At 51.7% G+C, this 21,452-nt stretch carries 19 protein-coding genes; all 19 read left to right on the top strand.

Translation table 11 applies throughout. From position 1 onward, the window contains the following. The 19 genes from PIL01S_RS19510 (at nt 1) to cntA (ending at nt 21,436) form a co-directional block, all read left to right on the top strand. Nucleotides 1-1,089, top strand: a complete 1,089-nt coding sequence (locus PIL01S_RS19510) for a glycosyltransferase family A protein (RefSeq protein ID WP_246058484.1) — start codon at nt 1-3, stop codon at nt 1,087-1,089. Further along, a complete protein-coding gene (locus PIL01S_RS19515) occupies nt 1,086-1,859 on the top strand; it encodes a glycosyltransferase family 2 protein (protein ID WP_127538962.1) in 774 nt (257 codons plus the stop codon). Before PIL01S_RS19510 ends, PIL01S_RS19515 begins: the two co-directional genes overlap by 4 nt. Next, on the top strand, nt 1,856-2,587 hold the full coding sequence (locus tag PIL01S_RS19520) for a sugar phosphate nucleotidyltransferase (protein ID WP_127538963.1): 732 nt from the start codon (nt 1,856-1,858) through the stop codon (nt 2,585-2,587). Before PIL01S_RS19515 ends, PIL01S_RS19520 begins: the two co-directional genes overlap by 4 nt. A gap of 222 nt (nt 2,588-2,809) precedes the next feature. Beyond that, on the top strand, nt 2,810-4,036 hold the full coding sequence (locus PIL01S_RS19525) for a GT-D fold domain-containing protein (RefSeq protein WP_246058495.1): 1,227 nt from the start codon (nt 2,810-2,812) through the stop codon (nt 4,034-4,036). Between the two features lie 58 nt (nt 4,037-4,094). Then, a complete protein-coding gene (locus tag PIL01S_RS19530; RefSeq protein ID WP_164764283.1) occupies nt 4,095-5,645 on the top strand; it encodes a glycosyltransferase family 2 protein in 1,551 nt (516 codons plus the stop codon). Nucleotides 5,646-5,854: 209 nt separating this feature from the next. Beyond that, the gene (locus PIL01S_RS19535) at nt 5,855-6,811 is read left to right on the top strand and encodes an aminoglycoside phosphotransferase family protein (RefSeq protein WP_246058485.1); all 957 of its coding nucleotides are present in this window, start codon (nt 5,855-5,857) and stop codon (nt 6,809-6,811) included. Nucleotides 6,812-6,997: 186 nt separating this feature from the next. Then, entirely contained in the window at nt 6,998-7,276 is a 279-nt protein-coding gene (locus PIL01S_RS19540) for a glutaredoxin family protein (protein ID WP_127538966.1), read from the top strand. 298 nt (nt 7,277-7,574) lie between these two features. Then, nucleotides 7,575-8,912 carry an LLM class flavin-dependent oxidoreductase gene (locus PIL01S_RS19545; RefSeq protein ID WP_127538967.1) on the top strand — a complete coding sequence of 446 codons (1,338 nt, stop codon included), beginning with the start codon at nt 7,575-7,577 and terminating at the stop codon, nt 8,910-8,912. A gap of 136 nt (nt 8,913-9,048) precedes the next feature. Next, nucleotides 9,049-10,689 carry an ABC transporter substrate-binding protein gene (locus tag PIL01S_RS19550; protein WP_127538968.1) on the top strand — a complete coding sequence of 547 codons (1,641 nt, stop codon included), beginning with the start codon at nt 9,049-9,051 and terminating at the stop codon, nt 10,687-10,689. A gap of 42 nt (nt 10,690-10,731) precedes the next feature. Beyond that, a complete protein-coding gene (locus PIL01S_RS19555) occupies nt 10,732-11,664 on the top strand; it encodes an ABC transporter permease (RefSeq protein ID WP_127538969.1) in 933 nt (310 codons plus the stop codon). Between the two features lie 47 nt (nt 11,665-11,711). Beyond that, complete coding sequence (locus tag PIL01S_RS19560; RefSeq protein WP_127538970.1) at nt 11,712-12,629, top strand: ABC transporter permease; 918 nt, start codon at nt 11,712-11,714, stop codon at nt 12,627-12,629. Between the two features lie 26 nt (nt 12,630-12,655). After that, nucleotides 12,656-13,204 carry an NADPH-dependent FMN reductase gene (gene ssuE / locus PIL01S_RS19565; RefSeq protein WP_127538971.1) on the top strand — a complete coding sequence of 183 codons (549 nt, stop codon included), beginning with the start codon at nt 12,656-12,658 and terminating at the stop codon, nt 13,202-13,204. A gap of 69 nt (nt 13,205-13,273) precedes the next feature. After that, on the top strand, nt 13,274-14,146 hold the full coding sequence (locus PIL01S_RS19570; protein ID WP_127538972.1) for a LysR family transcriptional regulator: 873 nt from the start codon (nt 13,274-13,276) through the stop codon (nt 14,144-14,146). A 57-nt stretch (nt 14,147-14,203) separates the two neighbouring features. Next, nucleotides 14,204-15,265 (top strand): LLM class flavin-dependent oxidoreductase, encoded by a 1,062-nt coding sequence (locus PIL01S_RS19575; protein WP_127538973.1) that lies wholly within the window; start codon nt 14,204-14,206, stop codon nt 15,263-15,265. A gap of 60 nt (nt 15,266-15,325) precedes the next feature. Further along, on the top strand, nt 15,326-16,549 hold the full coding sequence (locus PIL01S_RS19580) for an amidohydrolase (protein WP_127538974.1): 1,224 nt from the start codon (nt 15,326-15,328) through the stop codon (nt 16,547-16,549). Nucleotides 16,550-16,826: 277 nt separating this feature from the next. Next, a complete protein-coding gene (locus PIL01S_RS19585; protein WP_246058486.1) occupies nt 16,827-17,726 on the top strand; it encodes a diaminopimelate epimerase in 900 nt (299 codons plus the stop codon). Beyond that, nucleotides 17,689-18,495 carry a nicotianamine synthase family protein gene (locus tag PIL01S_RS19590; RefSeq protein ID WP_127538975.1) on the top strand — a complete coding sequence of 269 codons (807 nt, stop codon included), beginning with the start codon at nt 17,689-17,691 and terminating at the stop codon, nt 18,493-18,495. Before PIL01S_RS19585 ends, PIL01S_RS19590 begins: the two co-directional genes overlap by 38 nt. Nucleotides 18,496-18,533: 38 nt before the next feature. Then, complete coding sequence (locus PIL01S_RS19595) at nt 18,534-19,820, top strand: opine metallophore biosynthesis dehydrogenase (RefSeq protein ID WP_246058496.1); 1,287 nt, start codon at nt 18,534-18,536, stop codon at nt 19,818-19,820. Between the two features lie 17 nt (nt 19,821-19,837). Further along, complete coding sequence (gene cntA / locus PIL01S_RS19600) at nt 19,838-21,436, top strand: staphylopine-dependent metal ABC transporter substrate-binding lipoprotein (protein ID WP_127539048.1); 1,599 nt, start codon at nt 19,838-19,840, stop codon at nt 21,434-21,436. The last annotated feature ends 16 nt before the right edge of the window (nt 21,437-21,452 follow it).

Below are 21,452 nucleotides of genomic sequence, written 5' to 3' on the forward strand. Positions count from 1 at the left end.
ATGAAAGAACGTTCGAGAGTTGTCCGCCATCGTCGGACGATGAAAAGACAACTGGCGTCCAGACGGAACATTCCCGGGAGAAGGCGGCCGAAGGGTAGAGCAGCCAAAGCTCCAGAACCCAGTTTGAATGCAGTATGGAAGTCGGGGCATCAGGCAGGACGCAGTGCACCTGAAGATAGAGCGTTGGCTGCCCAACATGTACGTCTTGCCTGGCGTGAGCACTGGCAGTCCATCTCGGGGAATTTCGGAAGCTATGAAGCTGCCATGCAGGCAGGGAAAGCATATATGCAAGGATACGTGCAGGGTGCAGGATATCCAGTGGATATCGTTCCGCTCCCCCTCCATCATTCTGCTGCCGCTGTTGTCTGTGCGTGCAATGAAGAACGGACACTCGGAAAAGTAATGGCACAGTTAAAGCGGCTGCCGCTGAAGGACATCATTGTTGTGTTGAATGGAACAACGGACGACAGTCTGGATCTGGTGCTGGCCGAGTCCGGTATAACGCTTGTGTATGAACCGGATCGGGCAGGACATGATGTAGGCCGCGCACTTGGAGCGAAAATGACCGAAGCGGAAGTGATTCTTTTTGTGGATGGGGACATGGTGCTTCCGGCAGAACAGCTGGCTCCTTTTCTGTATGCAGTAGACCGGGGAAGCGATGTGGCCCTGAATGATCTGAATTCATTGCTGCCACCGTTTGCCCGGCAGGATGATGTGAGCCGGATCAAGGCGTATCTCAACCGTACTCTCGGAAGACCTGATCTGGGGTCCAATTCCTTGACTGCCGTCCCGCATGCTCTTTCCCGCAAAATGGTTATGACTGTTAAGCCTGAGTCCCTGGCAGTCCCGCCGAAGGCGCAAGCCATGGCGATTCGGCATGGTCTAAGCGTCACGGCGCCTTGCCAGGTGGACGTGATTCGCTCCAATCGTCTGCGTACAACAAATACAGGCAGTGGTAACGAAGTCGCGGGATTGATCATTGGGGACCACCTGGAGGCGATTGCAGCCTGGATGGCGTCAGCAGACCATGGGCCGGATTCGCGGATGTTATCCCGAGCTGAAGTGGCTTACAGGAGGAACGCCCGATGACACTGACGAGTATCGTGATTCCAACGTATAACGGACTGGACCTGTTGAAGCCGTGTATTGATGCCATTCGGGAGTATACTGGAGCAGGCACGCCTTACGAGATTGTGGTTGTAGATAACGGTTCCGTCGATGGTACGGCAGCCTATTGTGCCCGTGAACGAGTCCGATTTGTTCGATTACCGGAGAACCGGGGTTTCCCAGCAGCCTGTAATGCCGGGCTGCGTGCGGCTTGCGGTGATGAGCTGCTGCTGCTCAACAACGATGTCACGGTGACCCCGCGGTGGCTCGAAAATCTTCGGTTCGGACTCTACAGTGAAGCAAACATCGGAATCACCGGTCCGGTAACCAATTATGCAAGCGGGATTCAGCAGGTTGACCTGGACTTTGGGAGCATGGAACAGTTCCAGCAATTAGCGGCAGCCAACAATGTCTCCGACCCAACCAGGTGGAAGGAAGTCAGTCGCATCGTAGGACTGTGCATGTTGTTTCGGAGAGAGGTCATGGCGTCCATCGGCTTGCTTGACGAAGCCTATTCGCCTGGACATTATGAGGATGATGATTATTGTTACCGGGCTCGCATGCAAGGGTATCGACTGCTTGTATGCAGAGATGTACTTGTGCATCATCGCGGCAGCGCAAGTTTTCAGAAGACGGACCCGGCTGCATGGAAGCAATTGCTGGAACGTAATCGCTCGATATTTATCCATAAATGGCATGTCGATCCACTTGAATATATTGAGACATCCGATGAGGGAGGGAATGTGGAATGAAAGGAGTAATTCTTGCTGGAGGAACGGGAACACGGCTGTATCCTCTGACGCGGCTGATTAACAAACATCTGCTTCCGGTCGGTAAACATCCGATGATTGTGTATGGCATCGACAGACTCCGTCAGGCGGGTATTGAGGATATTTTGATTGTAATGGGCAAACATTCGGCGGGACTGTACACGGAGTATCTGGGCGGCGGAGCCGAGTTTGGAGTTCGGTTGACCTACCGGATTCAGGAGCAGGCGGGAGGCATTGCTGAAGCACTTGATCTGGCAAAGTCCTTTATTCTTCCTGGTGAAAAGTTTGTCGTACTGCTGGGTGACAATCTGTTCAGTGATGATCTGAAACCTTATGTTGATCGTTATGTGCAGCAGCCTGCGGGAACAGCACGTGTGCTGCTGAAAGAGGTGGATGATGCCAGACGTTACGGTGTACCTGTCTTTGACGCGAACCATCCGGAGCGCATATCGTACATTGAGGAGAAACCAAGCCAGCCGAAAACCTCTTACTGCGTAACGGGGATTTACATGTACGATGATCATGTATTCCATCTGATTGACGGCATTACGCCTTCTGCACGCGGGGAGCTTGAAATTACGGATGTCAATAACCACTATGCCTCTGCTGGAGGCCTGGAGTATGACATCCTGCAAAAATACTGGAGCGATGCAGGTACCTTCGAATCGCTGCAGGAAGCTGCAGTTCGCATGAAGGGACAACTGCCATAACATCATGCGCCTGATGCTGCCGCTGTGCGGTGCCCCATGGGACCCGAGTAACCTGCGCCGGAGCTGGAAGGAGGCTCCGGCGCTTTGTGCAGCGGCGCTCCCGTGCATGTCAAGGGAGGGAATGCCATGAGAGTAGCGAAACGGACCGGGCACACGGAAGCCAAGGCGACAGGTAAGCCGCGAGGTACTCGCCCGGCAGCATTTCAAGGGCAAGGCGTTCTAATGGTGACAGGAACCCCAGAGGCTGGAACCCGGCGGGCTGCCGTCAAGCCCGGGCATCGCACTGCGCGGGCCCCGGCGGGCGCACGTACTGCTGTGGCGCGTAAGCCTGCTGGCAGGAAGGCCGCTGCACGCCGACGCTCCGCTGGCAGGCGCGGGCATGCCGCGGCTCACGGCCGCCGCCGCGTAGTACCCCGGCGGGCGTTGCGCCCGGCTGCGCGACGTGCGCCTGTGCCCGCACCGCAAGCCAGCACGCCGAAGGCAGTGCCTGCCCGCGGTGCGGGCACGGCCCCGCTAGGGGCGACACACCACCCGAACGGTGGTGTCGCCCCCGCGGGGCAAGCTGGCGCTGCTGCTGCACATGCGGGCAGCGCCAAGGCCCTGCCGCCTGCAGAGCCGGCAGGCGCACCCGGCGGCTACGCCGAGGGCTACCGCGACGGCGTATTCGCGGGCGGAGAGGCACTGGTGGCGCAGCATATCCCGCCGGACCACATTCTGCCTGCCGTAGCGGCGGCAGATCTGATCGCGGCGGGTTTTCGCCAATATGCGCCCAGCCTCACCCGTCTGGCCAGCCCCCACGAGGTGGCTGACCAGATCCGGGGGGCGCTGGATGCACAGCGCCCCCTGTCGGTCGTTCGCCTCGGAGATGGCGAACTGCTGACGCTGGCAGCCGATACGGTGCTGCCCGGCGAGCAGGTGCAGGAGCTGGCACCGTTCCTGCCTTACGCAGGGGTGCCGCGCTCCGTTCCCGAGATTCGGGCTGCGCTTGCCGAAGCGATACAGGGGGCGGATTGGGTAGGCGTTCCGATCTCGCGGGCGCCCACGTTTCAAGGCTTGTTATTCCCGGTGATGCGCCACTTCGGGATTGACTGGTCCCGGTTGAAGCTGACCAGTTCCACAATCAACTATAGCCTGCATCAGACGGGGCTGCTGCTGCCTATCCTGCAAGGCCGCCGCGTGCTGGTGATCGGCAGTCAGGCAAGCGGGCTCGGTGCATTGCTTCTCAGTCACGGAATCCATGTGACGGGCATGATTGGGTCCGTTGCCGGGGTTATGGATGTGCCCAGGGTGGTGCAGGAAACGGCAGCGCATTCCTTCGATATTGCGCTGGTTGCTGCAGGAGTTCCGGCCGTAATCCTGTGTCGGCGCATTGCCGGCGAACTAGGCAGGGTTGCTCTGGATTTTGGGCATTTGGCTGATAAATTGGTTACAGGAGAGCTTCATCTCTAATGGAGTCTGGCGGATGGTTGACGCGACCATCCGGACGAGGGGAAATGGGGGAAGCAACATGAGCAAACCAGGTATCATATCCAAGCATCGGGGCTCCGGACCCGCCAAAGTTGTTCTGCATTCCGCTGGAAAGAGCACAGTGTGGAAATCGGGACACAGAGGGAAAGGCAAGCGGGGGGCCCGAGCTGTCAAACTGTACAAACAAGGGTACAGTAGGGGATACGATGAAGGGGTAAGACAGGGTCAGAGTTCATTTGGATTGTTATTTGAAGGGGTCAGCATCATTATTCCGACCTATAATCAGCGGGAGTATGCCCTTAAATGTGTATCCAGTATCGAGAAACATACGCCTGCTCCCTACGAAATCATTGTGGTGGATAATGGTTCGAAGGACGGGACGGCAGAAGCGATGCTGCGTAAAGGCGGCATGGTGAGAGTGGCTGCACTGGATGTCAATCGCGGATTTGCCGGAGGTGTCAATCAGGGTCTAATGATGGCGAGAGGCCGTCATATCGTGGTGCTGAATAACGATACGCTGGTCACGCCAGGCTGGCTTGATAACATGATGGCCTGCCTGGACAGTGATCCGGATATTGGCCTGGTCGGCCCAGTTACCAACTATATAGGAGGCGATCAGCAGATCGATGTTCCGTATTCCGAGGTGCAGGATATGTGGTCCTTTGCCGCCAGACACAACCGGCCTGACCCTGGTAAACACCGGGTGACCGATCGGCTTGTCGGCTTTTGCTGGCTGTTCTCACGAGAGCTGCTGGAGCGGGTAGGATATCTGGATGAAGGATATGCGGTGGGCAACTTCGAAGATGATGACTGGATGATTCGGGTGAAGCTGGCAGGGTATAAGCTTGCGGTCGCAGGAGATGCCTTCATTCATCATTTTGGCAGCGTCAGCATGAAGGCGCTGGGCGAACCAGATTTTGCAGCTGTGAACAAGGGGAACGAACAATTTCATTCCACAAAGTGGGGGGATCCTCACGCTCTGGTCGCGAAAACATTGCAGCTGGCACATCATATGGCACAGGAAAATTCATCGGCAGCGCCGGATTCCGCCCATTTGGGCAAAGCCAACCCGCGCCAGCAATTGTCCACGAAGGGCAGTCAGGACGGGGTACCGAAGACAAGACGCAGCAGCGACTTTTATCCGGAAGGCTGCTTCGTGTCTGATACGAAAGGCGATGTATACCGTCTGGCGGGAGGACTGCGCCGTAAGCTGAATATTCCGGTACCGCGCGGCATATCCCCTGTTCAGGTAGCCAAGCCGGATCTGCTGGGGGTCCCTGCTGGAGATCCTGTAATGTCTGCAAGTGAAATTCGGGGCTGGCCGCTTGAAGTGAGGCATGTGCATGTTTCATCGATTCATGACTCGGACACGGGTTGGACGGAAGGCTGTATTCTTGCGGCAGCTGATGCGCCGGAGGTTCGCTATCAGATCAGCGAGGGCAGACGGAGAAAGTTCGCAACGGTGTATGCAGCAGAACGATGGGGCGTACATTCGGGTCATGTATTGAGCGTGTCTCCGGAACAGCTGCATGCAATTCAGGAAGGCCTGCCCATCATCGCACCGCCGCAGCTCTTAAACGAAGATCTGTAAAGATGAGGCTCGCTGTGAACCGGTTCGGCATGATGCGAGATGTAATGTGCAGCATTCGGCTCCATTTCATTTCGCATCCAGGCTTTCCATAGGTTACATACAAGGCAATCTTATGTTTATAGATGGTTGAAAAGTAAGCGATTTCATTTTACACTATGACCAATTGAATCATCGCAGAGCTAACTTAAGCAGCGGTATGGGGATGGTGCATGATGAAGAATGAAAGCATTGTACTGGCCGAACGAATAGCCAGTCATTTTTTGCAGGAAAAAGTAAAGGCAGCACATCAGATTGTTGGGAAGGGTTTCGTCAATCAGGTTTGCGTAGTTGAGACGGAAGGTCATCAAGTGGTTGTGCGCATGAACGACAAAGACGAGTATCCCATCTTCTTGAAAGAAAAATGGTGCATTGAGCAAGCCGCCGCCGCTGGGATTCCTGGTCCAGAGACGTTATCCGTTGGAATCACGGATGAAACAGCATATATGATTCAAACGGTAGTCCAAGGGGATAACGGACTCGAAGCAACAATAGACTCCATTGATATCTGGAGAAAGCTCGGCGAGTACGCAAAACGAATTCATTCCATTCCGGCGGCAGGTTTCGGAGAACGGATGGACCCTGTCTCGGGTACATTTTATTCCCCGCCGCATGCGGGATCAGATGGCAGCTGGCAGGGATACGTCCAGTACAATATCAATAGTTTGACGGAGCATGATCCCTTAATTGAGCTGGGTGTACTAACTAAAGCAGAATCGAAAAGGGTAAGACAGTGGTTCGAGCGTTTGAAAATGGAAACGTTCCGTTTTGGCCTGTGTCATGGTGATCTCTCATTGAAGAACACGATGGTTGATTTGGCAGGTCAAATTACACTATTGGATTGGGGAAATGCAGAAGTCACTGTGGTGCCGTATGGCGATATCATACATATGATACGATGCCAGATCCATGGAGAAGGGCCAAACAGTGCAGAATTGGAAGCCTTTATAGAGAGTTACGGGCTGAATGAGTATGAGCTGGATCAGATGAGACTTGTGATGGTCTTGAAGACCTTTGATACGCTTCGATGGGCTATCGATCAAAGTCCGGATGAGGTTGATTTTTACGCCGGGGTGGCCCGGAAAGTCCTTACTTTGGTCAAAGCAGCAAGCAGAGACGGATGGATGTAATCGCTTTTTCAAAAAAATTAAATTTAATCTTTCTATGCTGCTATAGGTTTATTCTATTAGGAGCTCCATTGACGCTTGATGGTACGAAGAGTACATTTATAGCCATAATTCTTATTTAACAGGTAGGAATTAAAGGTCTGAGGCGTACCTCGATCTTATCCTTGAATACAATCAGGAGGGTTATCGATGTCTACATCACCCAAAAAAGTAGTGCTATGGAGCAAAACAGGCTGTCATTTCTGTGGAGAGGTAAAAGCGTTTTTGACGTCCCGGAATCAGCCTTTTGAGAACATTGAAGTGGAAGGCAATGATGTGCTGAGAGATGTGCTAGAAGTGAAATACGGCATTCGGCATGTTCCTGTGATTGAAGTGGGAGGAGAAGGGAAGTTTGAGGCTTTGCTGGAACCGGATCTGGAGAAGCTTGCCGCGCTTTTGGCCCATCCGGATGAGGCAGCAGCGGTCTGATCGTCCTTTGCACGATCGGATTGAATTCGTCGTTTCCGGCTATGGAAAGCTGCTGGGACAGTGGAACGTAGCCGGGAGCGTACGAATGACCTGTCTTATACAGATCTCTGATTTATATATAGAAAAGTTCTATTAGTCACCCCGTTGACCCTTTCACAGGGCAGTGATAAGATTTGTGAAATTATAAAACTGACCAAACTCATAGGAATAGTTACTTTTGAGTTTCGAAAATGTAAATGTCGTGTCTTGGATCCTGATGCATCATCCTAAATCCAATATGAGGGAAGGCGGAATGTATATGACGGCAAAACGCAGTTTAAAATTTGGAGCCATTGTTCACGGTGTCGGAGGCAGCATGACCACATGGAGACACCCGGAGGTTCAACCGGATGCGAGTGTGAATTTTGAGTTCTATAAGCGCCAGACGCTGAAAGCGGAAGAAGGTAAGTTTGATCTCGTTTTTATTGCCGATGGTCTGTACATCACCGAAAAATCCATTCCCCACTTCCTGAATCGGTTTGAACCGATCAGTCTGTTATCTGCCTTGGCCGCCGTCACTTCGCGGATTGGTCTGGTGGGAACTCTCTCCACGTCCTACAGCGATCCGTTTACGGTTGCCAGACAGTTTGGTTCGCTTGATCTGATCAGTGACGGCCGCGCAGGCTGGAACGTAGTTACCTCCCCGCTTGAAGGATCAGCCAAAAACTATAGTAAAAGCAATCACCCTACCCATCCAGAACGATACCGAATTGCAACAGAATATTTGCAGGTAACCAAAGGCCTGTGGGATTCATGGGAAGATGATGCGTTTGTCCGAGACAAGGAGAGCGGTGTTTTCTTCGATCCATCCAAACTGCATACACTCAATCACGAAGGGGAGTTCTTCTCCGTACAGGGACCACTGAACATTGCCCGTTCACGCCAAGGTCAGCCGGTGATCTTCCAGGCAGGCTCCTCTGATGATGGCAAGACCCTTGCAGCGAAAGAAGCGGATGCGGTGTTTACTGGACATGATACGATCGAGGATGCACAGGCTTTTTACAAGGATGTCAAAACGCGTGCTGCTTCCTATGGACGTTCCTCTCAGGATATCGTCATTCTGCCAGGCATCAGCCCGATTGTAGGACGGACAGAAGAAGAAGCCGAACGTAAATACGAGGAGGTTGCCAGCCTCGTTACGATCGACAAAGCGCTGGATTATCTGGGACGTTTCTTCGAGCACCATGACTTCTCCCAATATCCGCTGGATGAACCGTTCCCTGAACTGAACGGCATTGGCAGCAACAGCTTCCGCAGCGGCACGGATAAAATCAAGAAGGATGCCAAAGAGCAGGGATTGACGCTGCGCGAAGTGGCATTGCGTGCGGCTACGCCGAAGAGCAAATTCCTGGGTACACCGGAACAGGTAGCTGACAAAATACAGGAGTGGTTTGAAGCAGAGGCCGCTGACGGGTTCATTATCCATTCGGAATTGCCAAGTGGTCTGTCTGATTTTGTGGAACTGGTCGTTCCGATTCTGCAGGAGCGCGGCATTTATCGTACGGAGTACGAGCACGATACACTCCGTGGCAATCTCGGTGTGCAGATTCCGGTTAATCGTTATACGGCTGCCCGGGAGCAAGTGCAGCAGGCATAAGATGAACTGCCCGTGAGATGAGCACTAGAGCCATATGAATCCTTAATTGCAATATTTCCGTGTTTTAAAACCGACTTATCTCATAGGTTATATATAAAATAAAAATGACACCTGTATACACAGAGGGGGAAACGATATGAACAGGTCTATCGCATGGATGAAATTTATGGCACTGGCAGCAGTATTAGTAATGGTATTGTCTGGCTGCGGAGCGGGCAGCAGCTCTAGCGGTGCGGCTCAGGCATCTGGTGGAGAACAGACGAGTCAAGCGGAGGGAGGGAATCTGACTTTCGCTCTCGCAACTTCACCGGATACGCTGGACCCTCACCGGAGCGGGCTTGCCGTTACGGTACGTGCCATCCGGACCATTTACGACAATCTGGTGGTGCAGCTGCCTGACGGTTCCATCAAACCATGGCTTGCCACGGAATGGAGCGTATCTGAGGATGGCAAGAGTTACACGTTCAAGCTGCGTGAAGACGTGAAGTTCCACGATGGCACGCCGTTTAACGCAGAAGCCGTGAAGTACAACCTGGATCGCATCATCGATCCTGCCACCAAAGCTGCCAATTCCCTTGCGCTGATCAGACCCTATCAATCTTCCGAGGTCATTGATGAATACACCATCAAGGTGAATCTGGAAACACCTTCACAGGCCTTCCTGGGCAACTTAAGCCAGGCCCTGCTGGGTATCGTGTCACCTACAGCTGCCAAGAAATATGGCGATCAACTGGGCAAAAACCCAGTGGGCACCGGACCGTATACCTTCGTGAAATGGGATGAAAATGCGGATATCGTCGTTGCCAAAAACAAGGATTACAACTGGGGCCCAGAGACGGTTGAAAACAAAGCCGCACCTCATCTGGATACGATCACGTTCAAAATTGTACCAGAGGAAGCGACACGGATCGGAAGCGTACAGAGCGGTCAGGTACTCGCTGCAGAGACCGTTCCACCGCAAAATGTTGCGGCTCTGAAGAATGACCCGAACCAGCAATTGCTGCAGGCCAATACGGTGGGACTGCCGTATACTCTCTTCTTCAATCTGCGCAAAGCCCCTTGGGATGATGTGAAGGTCAGACAGGCGGTACAATCCGCCGTAGATGTGGAATCTATCGTCAAAACGTTGTATCTGGGCAACTACGAACGAGCCTGGTCTGCATTGTCGCCTGGCATTTTGGGTTACGATGCCTCGCTGGAAGGAAGCATCAGCCCGGACATCAACAAAGCCAATCAGCTGCTGGATGAGCAGGGCTGGGTGAAGGGTGCGGATGGCATACGTGAAAAGGATGGTCAGAAACTGACGCTGCGTTATGTGGATGGTTCCCCAAACCGGGAGAAGCGCAATGATATCGCCGCCATCATTCAGCAGCAGCTGAAACAGGTTGGCATCGCCGTTGAAGTTGAGATTACAAAAGACATTGCCACTGTCATTTATCAGAACTGGGACTATGATCTGTATGGCAACAGCCAGGTCAATTCCGATCCGAATGCCCTATACGCCTTCTATCATACGAGCGCAGAAGGGGAGCGTCCGACGCTGTCCGGGTTGTCTGATCCGAAGATCGACGAGCTGCTGGAACAGGGAGCGGTGGAAACGGATCCCGAAAAACGTGTGAAGATCTATAACGAGATTCAGCAATTTCTGATTGATCAGGCGGTCATTCTACCGATCTATGTATTCCCTTATACGGTAGCAGCATCCAAATCCGTTCAGGGAGTGAAGTTTGATTCGCTTGGGTACCCATTGTTCAACGACGTGCGAATTCAGCCATAACATGAGCAGCCCATCACGCATTCAGGAAGGAGACGACCCGGTATGGTTCAAACGATACTGACTCGGCTTGCAACATCACTATTTGTAATATTCGGAGCTTCGGTGCTGGTGTACTGCATCATGTATCTTCTGCCGGGTGATCCGGTCCTGCTCATGCTGGATCCATCCTCGGCTACGCCGGAGATGATCGAGAATTTGCGGGCGCAGCTTGGCCTGGATCAGCCATTTTACATTCAATTTGCGAACTATTTCGGAGACATGCTGCGGGGCGATTTTGGCAAGTCCATGATTAACTCGGATCCAGTGCTTCCCAAAATTCTGGAACATTTCCCGGCCACCCTGGCACTGACGGCACTGAGCTCCATCATTGCGATTACCATCGGCATCACGCTTGGCGTGCTGTCCGCCATCCACCGAAATGGCGTGATTGATTTTATTGCCCGTCTTGTTGGACTGTTTGGTATTTCCATGCCAACGTTCTGGACCGGCATTCTGTTGATCCTGCTGTTCTCGGTTCAGCTCGGCTGGTTCCCGGCCATGGGTTCGGAGGGCTTTGGCTCATTGGTTCTTCCTGCAGCCACACTGGGTCTGGTTGGTGCAGGTTTCATCGTACGGATGGTACGTAACAGTATGCTTGAAATCATTAATGAACCGTTTATCGTCGCCTTGCGTGCCAAAGGGCTTACGGAGCGAACGATCATGTACGTTCATGCACTGCGCAATGCACTGATTCCGGCCGTAACGGTCATTGGCATGTTGATTGGGGATCTACTCGCGGGAACCGTCGTGGTCGAAACGGTATTCTCCAGACAGGGAATCGGACGGATTATTGCCGATGCCTTGATGGCGAAAGACCTGCCTGTTGTACAGGGCGTTGTCTTTTTTACGGCAATCATCTATGTGGTGCTGAATCTGCTGGTGGATATCTCGTATGCGTACATCGATCCAAGGGTCAGACGTGCAGTCCGCACATGATCGGCGAGGACCATCTGTACTTTGAGGGATGAGGAAGGAGGACTCTTATGAGCATGAAACCATTGGTGGGTGACAAAAAGGCATGGACCGGCAGCAAAGGGCGTGTACGCCTATGGAATCGCCGTTTGGGACGTCACCGCTTCTCGTTCGCGGTTTCCCGGTTATTCTTTTATGCAGCGCTGCTGGTCGTGTTATTCACCGTTACCTGTGCCATTGTTCCGGGCTGGATTGCTCCTTATGATCCAACTCAGATGATGACGGATGCGATCCTGCAGGCACCTTCTGCTGCGCATTGGTTTGGAACTGATTATTTCGGAAGGGATATCTTCAGCGTCGTCGTGCACGGCAGCAGGGATTCACTGCTAATCGGATTCGCATCGGTGCTTGTCGGAGGCCTGGTGGGAAGTGCCCTGGGGATTATCTCCGGGTATGCTGGTGGAATGGTGGATACGGCGATTATGCGTACTGTCGATATTCTGATGGCTGTGCCGGGAGTACTGCTGGCCTTGTCCGTAGCTGCGGCACTGGGTCCTGGACTGCTTAACATTGCACTGGCTGTTGCGGTAGCCTCCATTCCGGGATATGCACGGGTCATGCGCGGACAGGTGATGTCTGTCAAAAGCCTGCCGTTTATCACAGCGACACGATCGCTTGGCGGCTCGAACGGACGTATTTTCTGGCGGCATGTCCTGCCGCATTCCCTGTCTCCTCTGCTTGTGATGGCAACATTGGGAGTGGGTACTTCCATCCTGACGGGTTCCGGTCTCAGTTTTCTTGGACTTGGGGTATTGAAGGAAATTCCGGATTGGGGAGCACTGCTCTCTCAGGGACGCGGTTACCTGACCGTAGCCTGGTGGATCTGTACCTTCCCTGGACTCGCCATTACCATGTTTGTACTCGCAGTGAACCTGATTGGAGACGATATCCGTGACCGGCTTGATCCAAGAGTAAAAGGAGCGGCTTGACCGCTATTCCAAGGAGGAGATTCATGATGTCTCATGTCGTTATTATTGCCGGAACACCTTCCAAACGTTCACGTTTGACCGGCCTAACCGATTATAGCAGCAATAAATTAACCGAAGCAGGTATTACTGTTGAGGTGATACATGTAGCGGATCTGCCGGCTGAAGACCTTGTGCAGGCCCGGTTCGACAGTTCGCATGTGCGAGATGCGCTAGCCGTAGTTGAAGCAGCAGATGCGGTCATTGTGGCTACACCTGTGTATAAAGCATCTTACTCCGGTGTACTGAAGCTGTTCCTGGATCTGATCCCACAGGAGGGGCTTCGCGGTAAAGTGTCACTTCCGCTTGTTATTGGCGGCTCCATTGCGCATCTGCTGGCTATCGATTATGCATTGAAGCCTGTACTGGCCGCACTTGGGGGAAGACATATTTTAGGTGGGGTTTACGCGGTTGATCAAGGCGTAGAGCGTCTGGATGACGGAAAATATGCACTTTCGGCCGACATTACAACCCGTTTGGACCGTTCGCTGGATGAATTGATATTGACACTGGAAAAGGATGGTATTACGATTACTTAAAACCAAGTAAGTTGATTGGTTAAATTGATATAAGGTCAAACGTCTGTGGACCTGGATGCGGAGGCGCTTATGAATATTGAGAACATTGAAGCATTTGTATATATCAATCATTACGGAAGCTTCAATAAGGCTGCCGAAGTACTCTTTTTGTCCCAACCATCTGTAACGGCTCGTATTCAATCCCTGGAACGTGAGCTTGGCTGCAAGCTGTTTGATCGGCTTGGTAAACAAATCGTGCTCACGGATGAGGGCAGAAAATTCCTACCGTACGCGCAGCAGGTGCTTCAAGTTATCCAAAAGGGCAGGCAGAAGATTCAGCAGCGCCGGACCACACCAGACGCGCTGCGTCTCGGCAGTACCGTATCGGTATCCAACTATGTCATTCCAGACTTCCTGCCCAAGATCAAGGAAGCCTATCCTGAGGTCAACATCAAGCTCACAACGGCTACAACCGATCAATTGATCGCAAAGCTGCTGAATCAGGAGATTGATCTGGCATTTGTACGCAAGGTCATGCACCCAGCCATACGTACCATTGCTTTTTATGAGGACCCGATCCAGCTGTATGTTTACAAAGGACATCCATTTATTGAACGCGGACACGTCAGCATGGAGGCGATTCGCAATGAGCGGCTGGTGTTCTTCGAATGCGGTTCCCTGGACTGGCTGCGTATTCACCGTGCGTTCGACTCCCTAGACCATCCGCCGGATATTACATATCATGTGGACCATTCGGAAACGGCGAAGAAACTGGTTCTTCAGGGAGCGGGTATTGCCTTCCTGCCGGGACTGACGGTGCAGAAGGAAGTGCAGGACAAGGAGCTGTTTCCCATTCAGGTTCATGAAGTTGCTGGTGTATCGCTGCAAATTAGTGTCGTGACGTTAAAAGAAGAACATTCACCGTTTGCAGAGCCCTTTGGGGAGCTGCTGCGGCAGTTATAGAAGCAAGAACGAGCTTGGCAGCCGAATACGGCAGCACAATTGGAGGAGGAGAAACGTATGGGGATTCGTCTTGGCATATTGGATCAGACCCCAATCTATGAAGGGGAGACACCGGTGGATGCATTCCGGCATACGATTGAGCTGGTACAGCGTGCAGAGCAGCTTGGATTTCACCGGTTCTGGGTATCGGAGCATCACGATTCAGGACATGTGGCAGGTTCTTCGCCAGAAGTGCTGATTTCGCATTTGCTGGCACATACAGAGCGAATTCGTTTGGGTTCCGGCGGGGTGATGCTCCAGCATTACAGTCCTTACAAGGTTGCCGAGAATTTTAATGTGCTCGCAGCGCTTGGACCGGGAAGGATCGATCTGGGCATAGGACGTGCGCCAGGAGGACTGCCCCGTTCTACGCAGGCTCTGCAGCAGGGTATTCAGGAGGCAGCGTCACTGAAGGAGAAAATACGTCAAGTGAAGCAGTATATTCATAATGAACCGCATGCAGATGAATCCCATCCACTTGCCGGTTTAAGTGCTGCACCTGTGTCCGAAGTACCTGCCGAGCTGTATGTGCTTGGAGCAAGTGTCGATAGCGCTGGCATGGCGGCGGAACTAGGACTCCCTTATGTGTTCTCCTTGTTTATTAATAGCAATATTGAAGTGGCACAAGAAGCCCTTCGTGTCTACCGCGAGCAATTCAACCGTTCAGAAGGCCGGGAGCCTTATGCTGTTCTTGCTATCTCCTTAATTGTGGCAGAGAGTAAGGAAGAGGCTGAAGAGCTGGCAAGTGAGCATATGCTGGTCAAGATCCACCTGGAGAATGGCAAAGTACTGACGGTTGGTTCGGTGGAGCAGGCAGAAGAATTCGGACGGCAATCAAACGAGAAATATCGCATTGAGGTTCTGGAGCCGAGTGTAACCCGCGGCACGAAGGAAACGGTGGGCCAGGCTCTGCAAAAGTTTCAGGATGAGTTTGCCGTGGATGAGTTGATTGTCACAACAGCCACACGTGATTTCGCGAAACGCATTCGCTCTTTTGAATTGCTGCGCGAGGCATTGGATGAACAGGGACTGGGTGAATTCTGGAGTGAATCCGAACCTGCGCAAGCGGCTATTGGTTAGATCGGAATTCAGAACCCGCTTTTTTTGCAGCACATAGATGACGATGAAGGAGGCAGCGTTATGAAGAGTGAGCTGGAACAGCCCAAGCAGCAGGCAGGGCAAGAAGAAAGAGGCACGCAGCGCATCCCTTCTGAGACCGATGAAGCATTTGCGGAGCGGCTAATCGCGATTCGGCGGCATCTGCATCGCCATCCGGAATTGTCGGGCGAGGAAAGGGAAACAACGGCCGCCATCCGCGGCTGGCTGGAGGAGGAAGGGGTACGTATAGCAGATGAATATTCACTGCGTACGGGTCTTATTGCCGAAATCGGACAAGGGGACGGCCCTGTCGTTGCCCTCAGAGCAGACATTGATGCTCTGCCGATTCAGGAAGAGACGAAGCTTGAGTTTGCTTCCCAGGCCGCAGGCAAAATGCATGCTTGCGGGCATGACGCACACACGGCTATTTTGATTGGTGCTGCACGATTGTTGAAACAGGGGGAGTCCCAGCTGCTGGGCAAAGTAAGGCTCCTGTTCCAGCCTTCGGAGGAAAAAGCAACGGGCGCACGGCAGGTTATTCAGAGCGGAGCGCTGTCTGACGTCCGTGCCGTGTTTGGTCTGCATAACAAACCGGATCTTCAGGTCGGTACAGTCGGTATCCGGGAAGGAGCACTCCTGGCAGCGGCGGATGGTTTTGTAGTAAACGTCGAAGGGGTGGGCACACATGCTGCGGTACCGGAAGCAGGAATCGATCCGATTGTTGTTGCCTCGCATATTGTAACGGCTTTGCAGGCAATAGTGAGCCGCAATGTGGGTGCACAGGAGAGCGCCGTGATTAGCGTGACCAAGATTCACAGCGGAACAGCCTGGAATGTCATTCCCGATCAGGCTATATTGGATGGCACTGTGCGAACCTTTGACGAGAAAGTCCGTGCACGGATTCGGGAACGATTCAACCAGGTCGTGGCTGGTGTGGCGGCTGCATACGGTACACGGGCGACGGTTCGCTGGATTCAGGGACCACCTGCTGTGGTTAACGATGCTTCGCTGGCTTCCGCGGCGGAACAGGTGGCGGTTCAAGTGGGATTGAACAGTGTCAGACCGCTGCCCTCTCCGGCAGGTGAAGATTTCTCCTTTTATCAGAAGGAGGTTCCGGGCTTGTTCCTTTTCCTGGGTACATCCGGACCACATGAGTGGCATCATCCTGCATTCGATCTGGATGAACGTGCGCTACCTCTGGGAGCGCATCTGCTCGCTGCTTTGGCGGAGCAAGCGCTGCAAAACCTGCAGCTGCAGAGTGAGTGATGAGATAAACGCAAGAACCAAACTGTGTGCTTTGAAAGGACGGTTACCCTCATGGGGTGACCGTTTTTTTGTCTGGCAGGCAGAGAAATGAATGCAAAACAAAGAGATGAATGCAAAACAAAGAAGCTTCTTGAAATGGAAAAATATTGTTGACGGCCTCAATTTTGTATGCTATATTTTTCTCGATTATTAATCGTAAAAATTACTATTAAGGCAGCAGGGTAGCGCAAGGTGAAACTCATCCGAATCTGAATGAACAGGAATAGAGGTAGCTGGGATGAAACAGGAGATCGAATTTATCAAGTTTAATCCAACACAGAATATGACGGTTTTGGTGAAAACAAGTCATCCAGCAGAGGAGTACCAACATATCGCTTCAAGCATCATGTCCTACGATCATGTATATGCGGAGCAGGTCGGATTTATTGTGCCAACCCTTCAGCGCGGAGCTGCAGCACGGTTGCATATGGCCGGAGGGGAGTTTTGTGGTAATGCCTGTATGGCTCTAGCTGCCTACCTTGCATCTGAACAGGAGATGGGTTCTCAAGATTATACTGAATTGCTGCTTGAGGTCTCTGGTACAGAGCAGTTGATCACCTGCCAAGTGAGGAAGCAGCTGAATGAATACTTTTGTCAGGTGACCATGCCGATTCCCAGACAGATTGAACGGCAGACCATACCGTACGAAGGCATCGATCTGGATATGATTATTGTCCGGTATGAGGAGTTCATTCATATCGTGGTGGAGGTGGACGGGTTCGATGATGGGATCCGAAAAAGAGCACAAAACCTCGCGCGTCTGCTTGGACTAACCCTGGGAGACAAACTGATTGGCATTTTGTTGTTCAATCCACGTTCCGAAGAGTTGGCTCCACTGATTTATGTTCCCGGACTGGATAGCCTGATATGGGAGAGAGGATGCGGTTCAGGTACAGCTTCGCTTGGCGCTTACCTTGCATGGAAGACAGGAAGAGAGATTACCGCCCGAATTAAACAGCCCGGAGGTTCGATCAACGTCGTGGCCCGGTTTGCTGAACATGGGCTGGGGAGTATTCACATTGAAGGTTCTGTCGGCATTGTGGCACAGGGGAAAGCTTTTATTGATGTACAACAGATGGACATGAATAAGGGGGAAACACATGAATACGGTCGTGGATTTTACCAGACAGTTGAATGATTTTCTGAATACCTTTGAACAACTTGCCCGGAAATACGATCATTCCATTCATCATGCGGAACAGATGGAGCTGGCCATCAATGCCTATTCCCAGTGGATCACCGATAAGCGCCATGAGTCGTTCTGGGCAGAGAAGGAGCATGAGGAGGGCACCGGGTTCACACAGCTTGTACTGAATCTAAGGCATCAATCTTCCCGCTGCGTAGCGATCATGGAGAAATATCGGGCATTGAAGCTGCAGCACGGAGAAGTGGAGATTGCGGATTATTTCAAAAATATTGAGGAATGCATTGAGAAGGAATTCGGCAGTTTCCATGTGACTTCAGACTCCAAGGTGCTTCTGATCGGATCGGGAGCATTTCCAATGACTCCCCTGCTTATCGCCAGAAGGACGGGGGCACAGGTGATAGGCATTGATATTGATGAAGAGGCGATCGGGTTAGGCCAGACGGTTGTGAATACATTGGGGGCCGGTCTCCGCATCCATCTGCAGAAGGCATCTGTTCAGGAACTCGATGTTACGAAAGAAGCCACGCATATCATTTTCAGTTCCACAGTCGCCATGAAGTATGACATCCTGGATCAGCTTCATTCGCTCACCAATGAACACGTTGTTGTTGCGATGAGATATGGCAATGGATTGAAGTCCTTGTTCAATTATCCCCAGCAGGAGACGGATCCGCTGAAATGGCGAATGGTGGATAACATTTTGCGTCCACACGATGTGTTTGATATTGCACTGTACCAGAAAGCATCGCAGGTCGGATGAAGGAGGCGGATAGGGTGGATTTTGAACGAGTCTTAATCATGGGAACCGGACCTGCATCCGTTCAATTAGCTGTACTGTTCAAGAAACAACGAGGGTCCACCATTAGTATGGCAGGAAGGGAATCGATTAGATCCAATGAATTCTTCGGGTCATTGAAACAAAATGACCAGCAGATTCGTGTAAGTGTTCAGAATGAGAAGCACCGGATCGTGGAAGGCGAGTGTAGGGTGGATGAGGTTTTTACAGAGTACAGCCGGATTGAAGGCAGCTGGGATACGCTGATTCTTGCTGTCACGACAGATGCTTATGTTCAGGTATTAAGTCAGATGAATCTGGACGTCCTGAAGCAAGTCCGGTGCATCGTGCTGGTATCTCCCACATTTGGATCGAACCGCCTGGTTCATCAGTATTTAAGTGAGCTAGGCTACACGTCTGAAGTAATCAGTTTTTCCACCTATTGCGGGGATACGCGATGGGCAGATCGTCAGCCCTCCAATCATGTCGTGACAACCGGAGTGAAGAAAAAACTGTATATCGGTTCCACACGAACCCCTTCAGAAGCAGTGAACGAATTATGCAAAATGGTTGATCAGCTCGGAGTGGTGATGGAAGTGATGGCCTCCCCGTTTGAGGCGGAGACGCGAAACATCTCGCTGTATGTGCATCCGGCGTTATTCATGAATGACTTTTCTTTAAACGCGATCTTTGGAAACGCTGACGTCCAGACGTATGTCTACAAGCTCTACCCGGAAGGGCCTATCAACCAATATCTCATTCGGGATATGCTCGCAGGATGGAAAGAAATCATGAGGATTACAGACCGGCTGCACATACGGCCGCTCAACCTGCTTCAATTCATGACGGACGATAACTACCCGGTTCATTTGCAGAGTTTATCGCGCTCTGATATCGAAGAATTTGTCGGCTTGCAGGACATATATCAGGAGTATTTGCTGTACATACGGTATACCTCGTTACTGATTGACCCATTCTCGCAGCCGAACGAACAAGGGAAATATTTTGACTTTTCGGCCGTGCCATTCCGGAAAATGTTCATTAATCACGAAGGACAGCTTGAGATCCCAAGGATGCCCCAGGAAGATTATTACCGCATCAAAATCATTCAGGGCATTGCAAGGCATCTCCGGGTGGACTGCCCCACCATAGACAAATTCATCGCAACCTATGAGAACAAACTGGTGCAAGTGGCACAGGAACAGAGAGAGCTGCCGTTATCCAGCGCATTTCAGATCCGGACGTTTGCTGGTGATCTGAACATGATCTGTGAAGGACTTGAAATTTATCATCAGGAGGAAACGTTGTGAAAAAGGGAAGATCCGGTATGGGCTTAAGTATTATATTTGCGCTGGTGTTGGTCGTATTGGCCGGTTGCGGCGAGAAGGGAACTGCACAGACGGGGGCAGCTGAAGGAGAGAAGAAGACGGATCTGATCTATGCTTCCGCCAAGGATATTAATGATATGAATCCTCATTTGTATACAGGCTCCATGCCTGCTCAAGGTATGGTATATGAGTCATTGGTAGAGAACACGGCAGATGGCATTCAGCCCTTGCTTGCGGAATCATGGGATATTTCCGAGGACGGTAAGGTCTATACCTTTCATTTGCGAAAAGACGTAAAATTCCAGGACGGAGAACCGTTCAATGCCGAGGCGGTCAAGGCTAACTTTGATGCGGTCCAGGCCAATAGTGAGAAACATGCGTGGATTAAGCTGTCTACCAAAATTGTGAGTACAAATGTCATTGATGAACATACCGTGGAATTGGTGCTGTCCAGTACCTATTATCCGACATTGGTGGAATTGTCCATGACCAGACCCTATGTGTTCATTTCTCCCAAAGACATGATCAATGGCGGGACCAAAGATGGTGTGAATGGTTACCATGGAACAGGGCCATACATGCTTACGGAGCATAATGTAGACGAGAATGCGACGTTTGTGGCGAACGAAAGTTACTGGGGAGGCAAACCTGAAATTCAAAAAATTGTAGCCAAAGTTCTCCCGGCAGGAGAGACAACGTTTCTGGCTTTGCAAAAAGGCGAAATTGACTTCGTGTTCACCGATGACCGGGGTGCCGACAGTATTGATGTTCATGCGATGAATCAACTGGCTGAATCAGGGGAGTATCAGGTGATACGAAGTGAACCGATGAACACGAGCATCATTGCGGCCAACAGCAGCAAAAAGGATAACCCGGTCAGTGAAACAGCCGTTCGGGAAGCCATTTGGCATGCCATTGATCGGGACACCATCAGCAACGACATCTTTGAGGGAACACAGACACCTGCCCAGACCCTATTCTCTTCCAATGTGAATTACGCCGACGTGGAATTGAAGACACGACCTTATGATGTAAGGACTGCAGAGAAGCTGCTGGATGAGGCGGGCTGGCGTTTAGGTAGTAGTGATGCTGTACGAACCAAAGAAGGGAAAGAGCTGAAGATGGATTTGTATTATGACAGCAATTCCTCTACGCAGAAAACACAGGCTGAATACATTCAAAATGAATTGAAAAGCATCGGTATCCAGCTATCGATCATCGGCGAAGAATCCTCATCCATCGCTAACCGAAGATCTACGGGCGAGTATGATCTGCTGTTCAATCAAACGTGGGGACTGGCTTATGATCCTCAGAGCACCATTTCGGCTTTTGCCTCCAGCTCAGCCTATCTGCATACAACAAGCGGGATGGCTGGTGCCAAGGAAATGTACGCCAAGATTGAAGACGTGATGGTGTCCACCGATGAAAATACAAGGAAAGCGCTGTATGCTGACATCATGAAGATGGTTCATGAGGAGGCCGTGTTTATCCCTCTTACCAACGGAAGCATGACGATCGTGGCACCAAAAAACCTGGATGGCATTGCGTTTAAGCAGACCCAATTTGAGCTGCCATTTGAGCGAATGAAATTTCAATAGGGTCCATTGGATTTTA

Origin of the sequence: Paenibacillus illinoisensis NBRC 15959, from assembly GCF_004000925.1 — a bacterium.
GTDB classification, from domain to species: Bacteria; Bacillota; Bacilli; order Paenibacillales; family Paenibacillaceae; genus Paenibacillus; species Paenibacillus illinoisensis.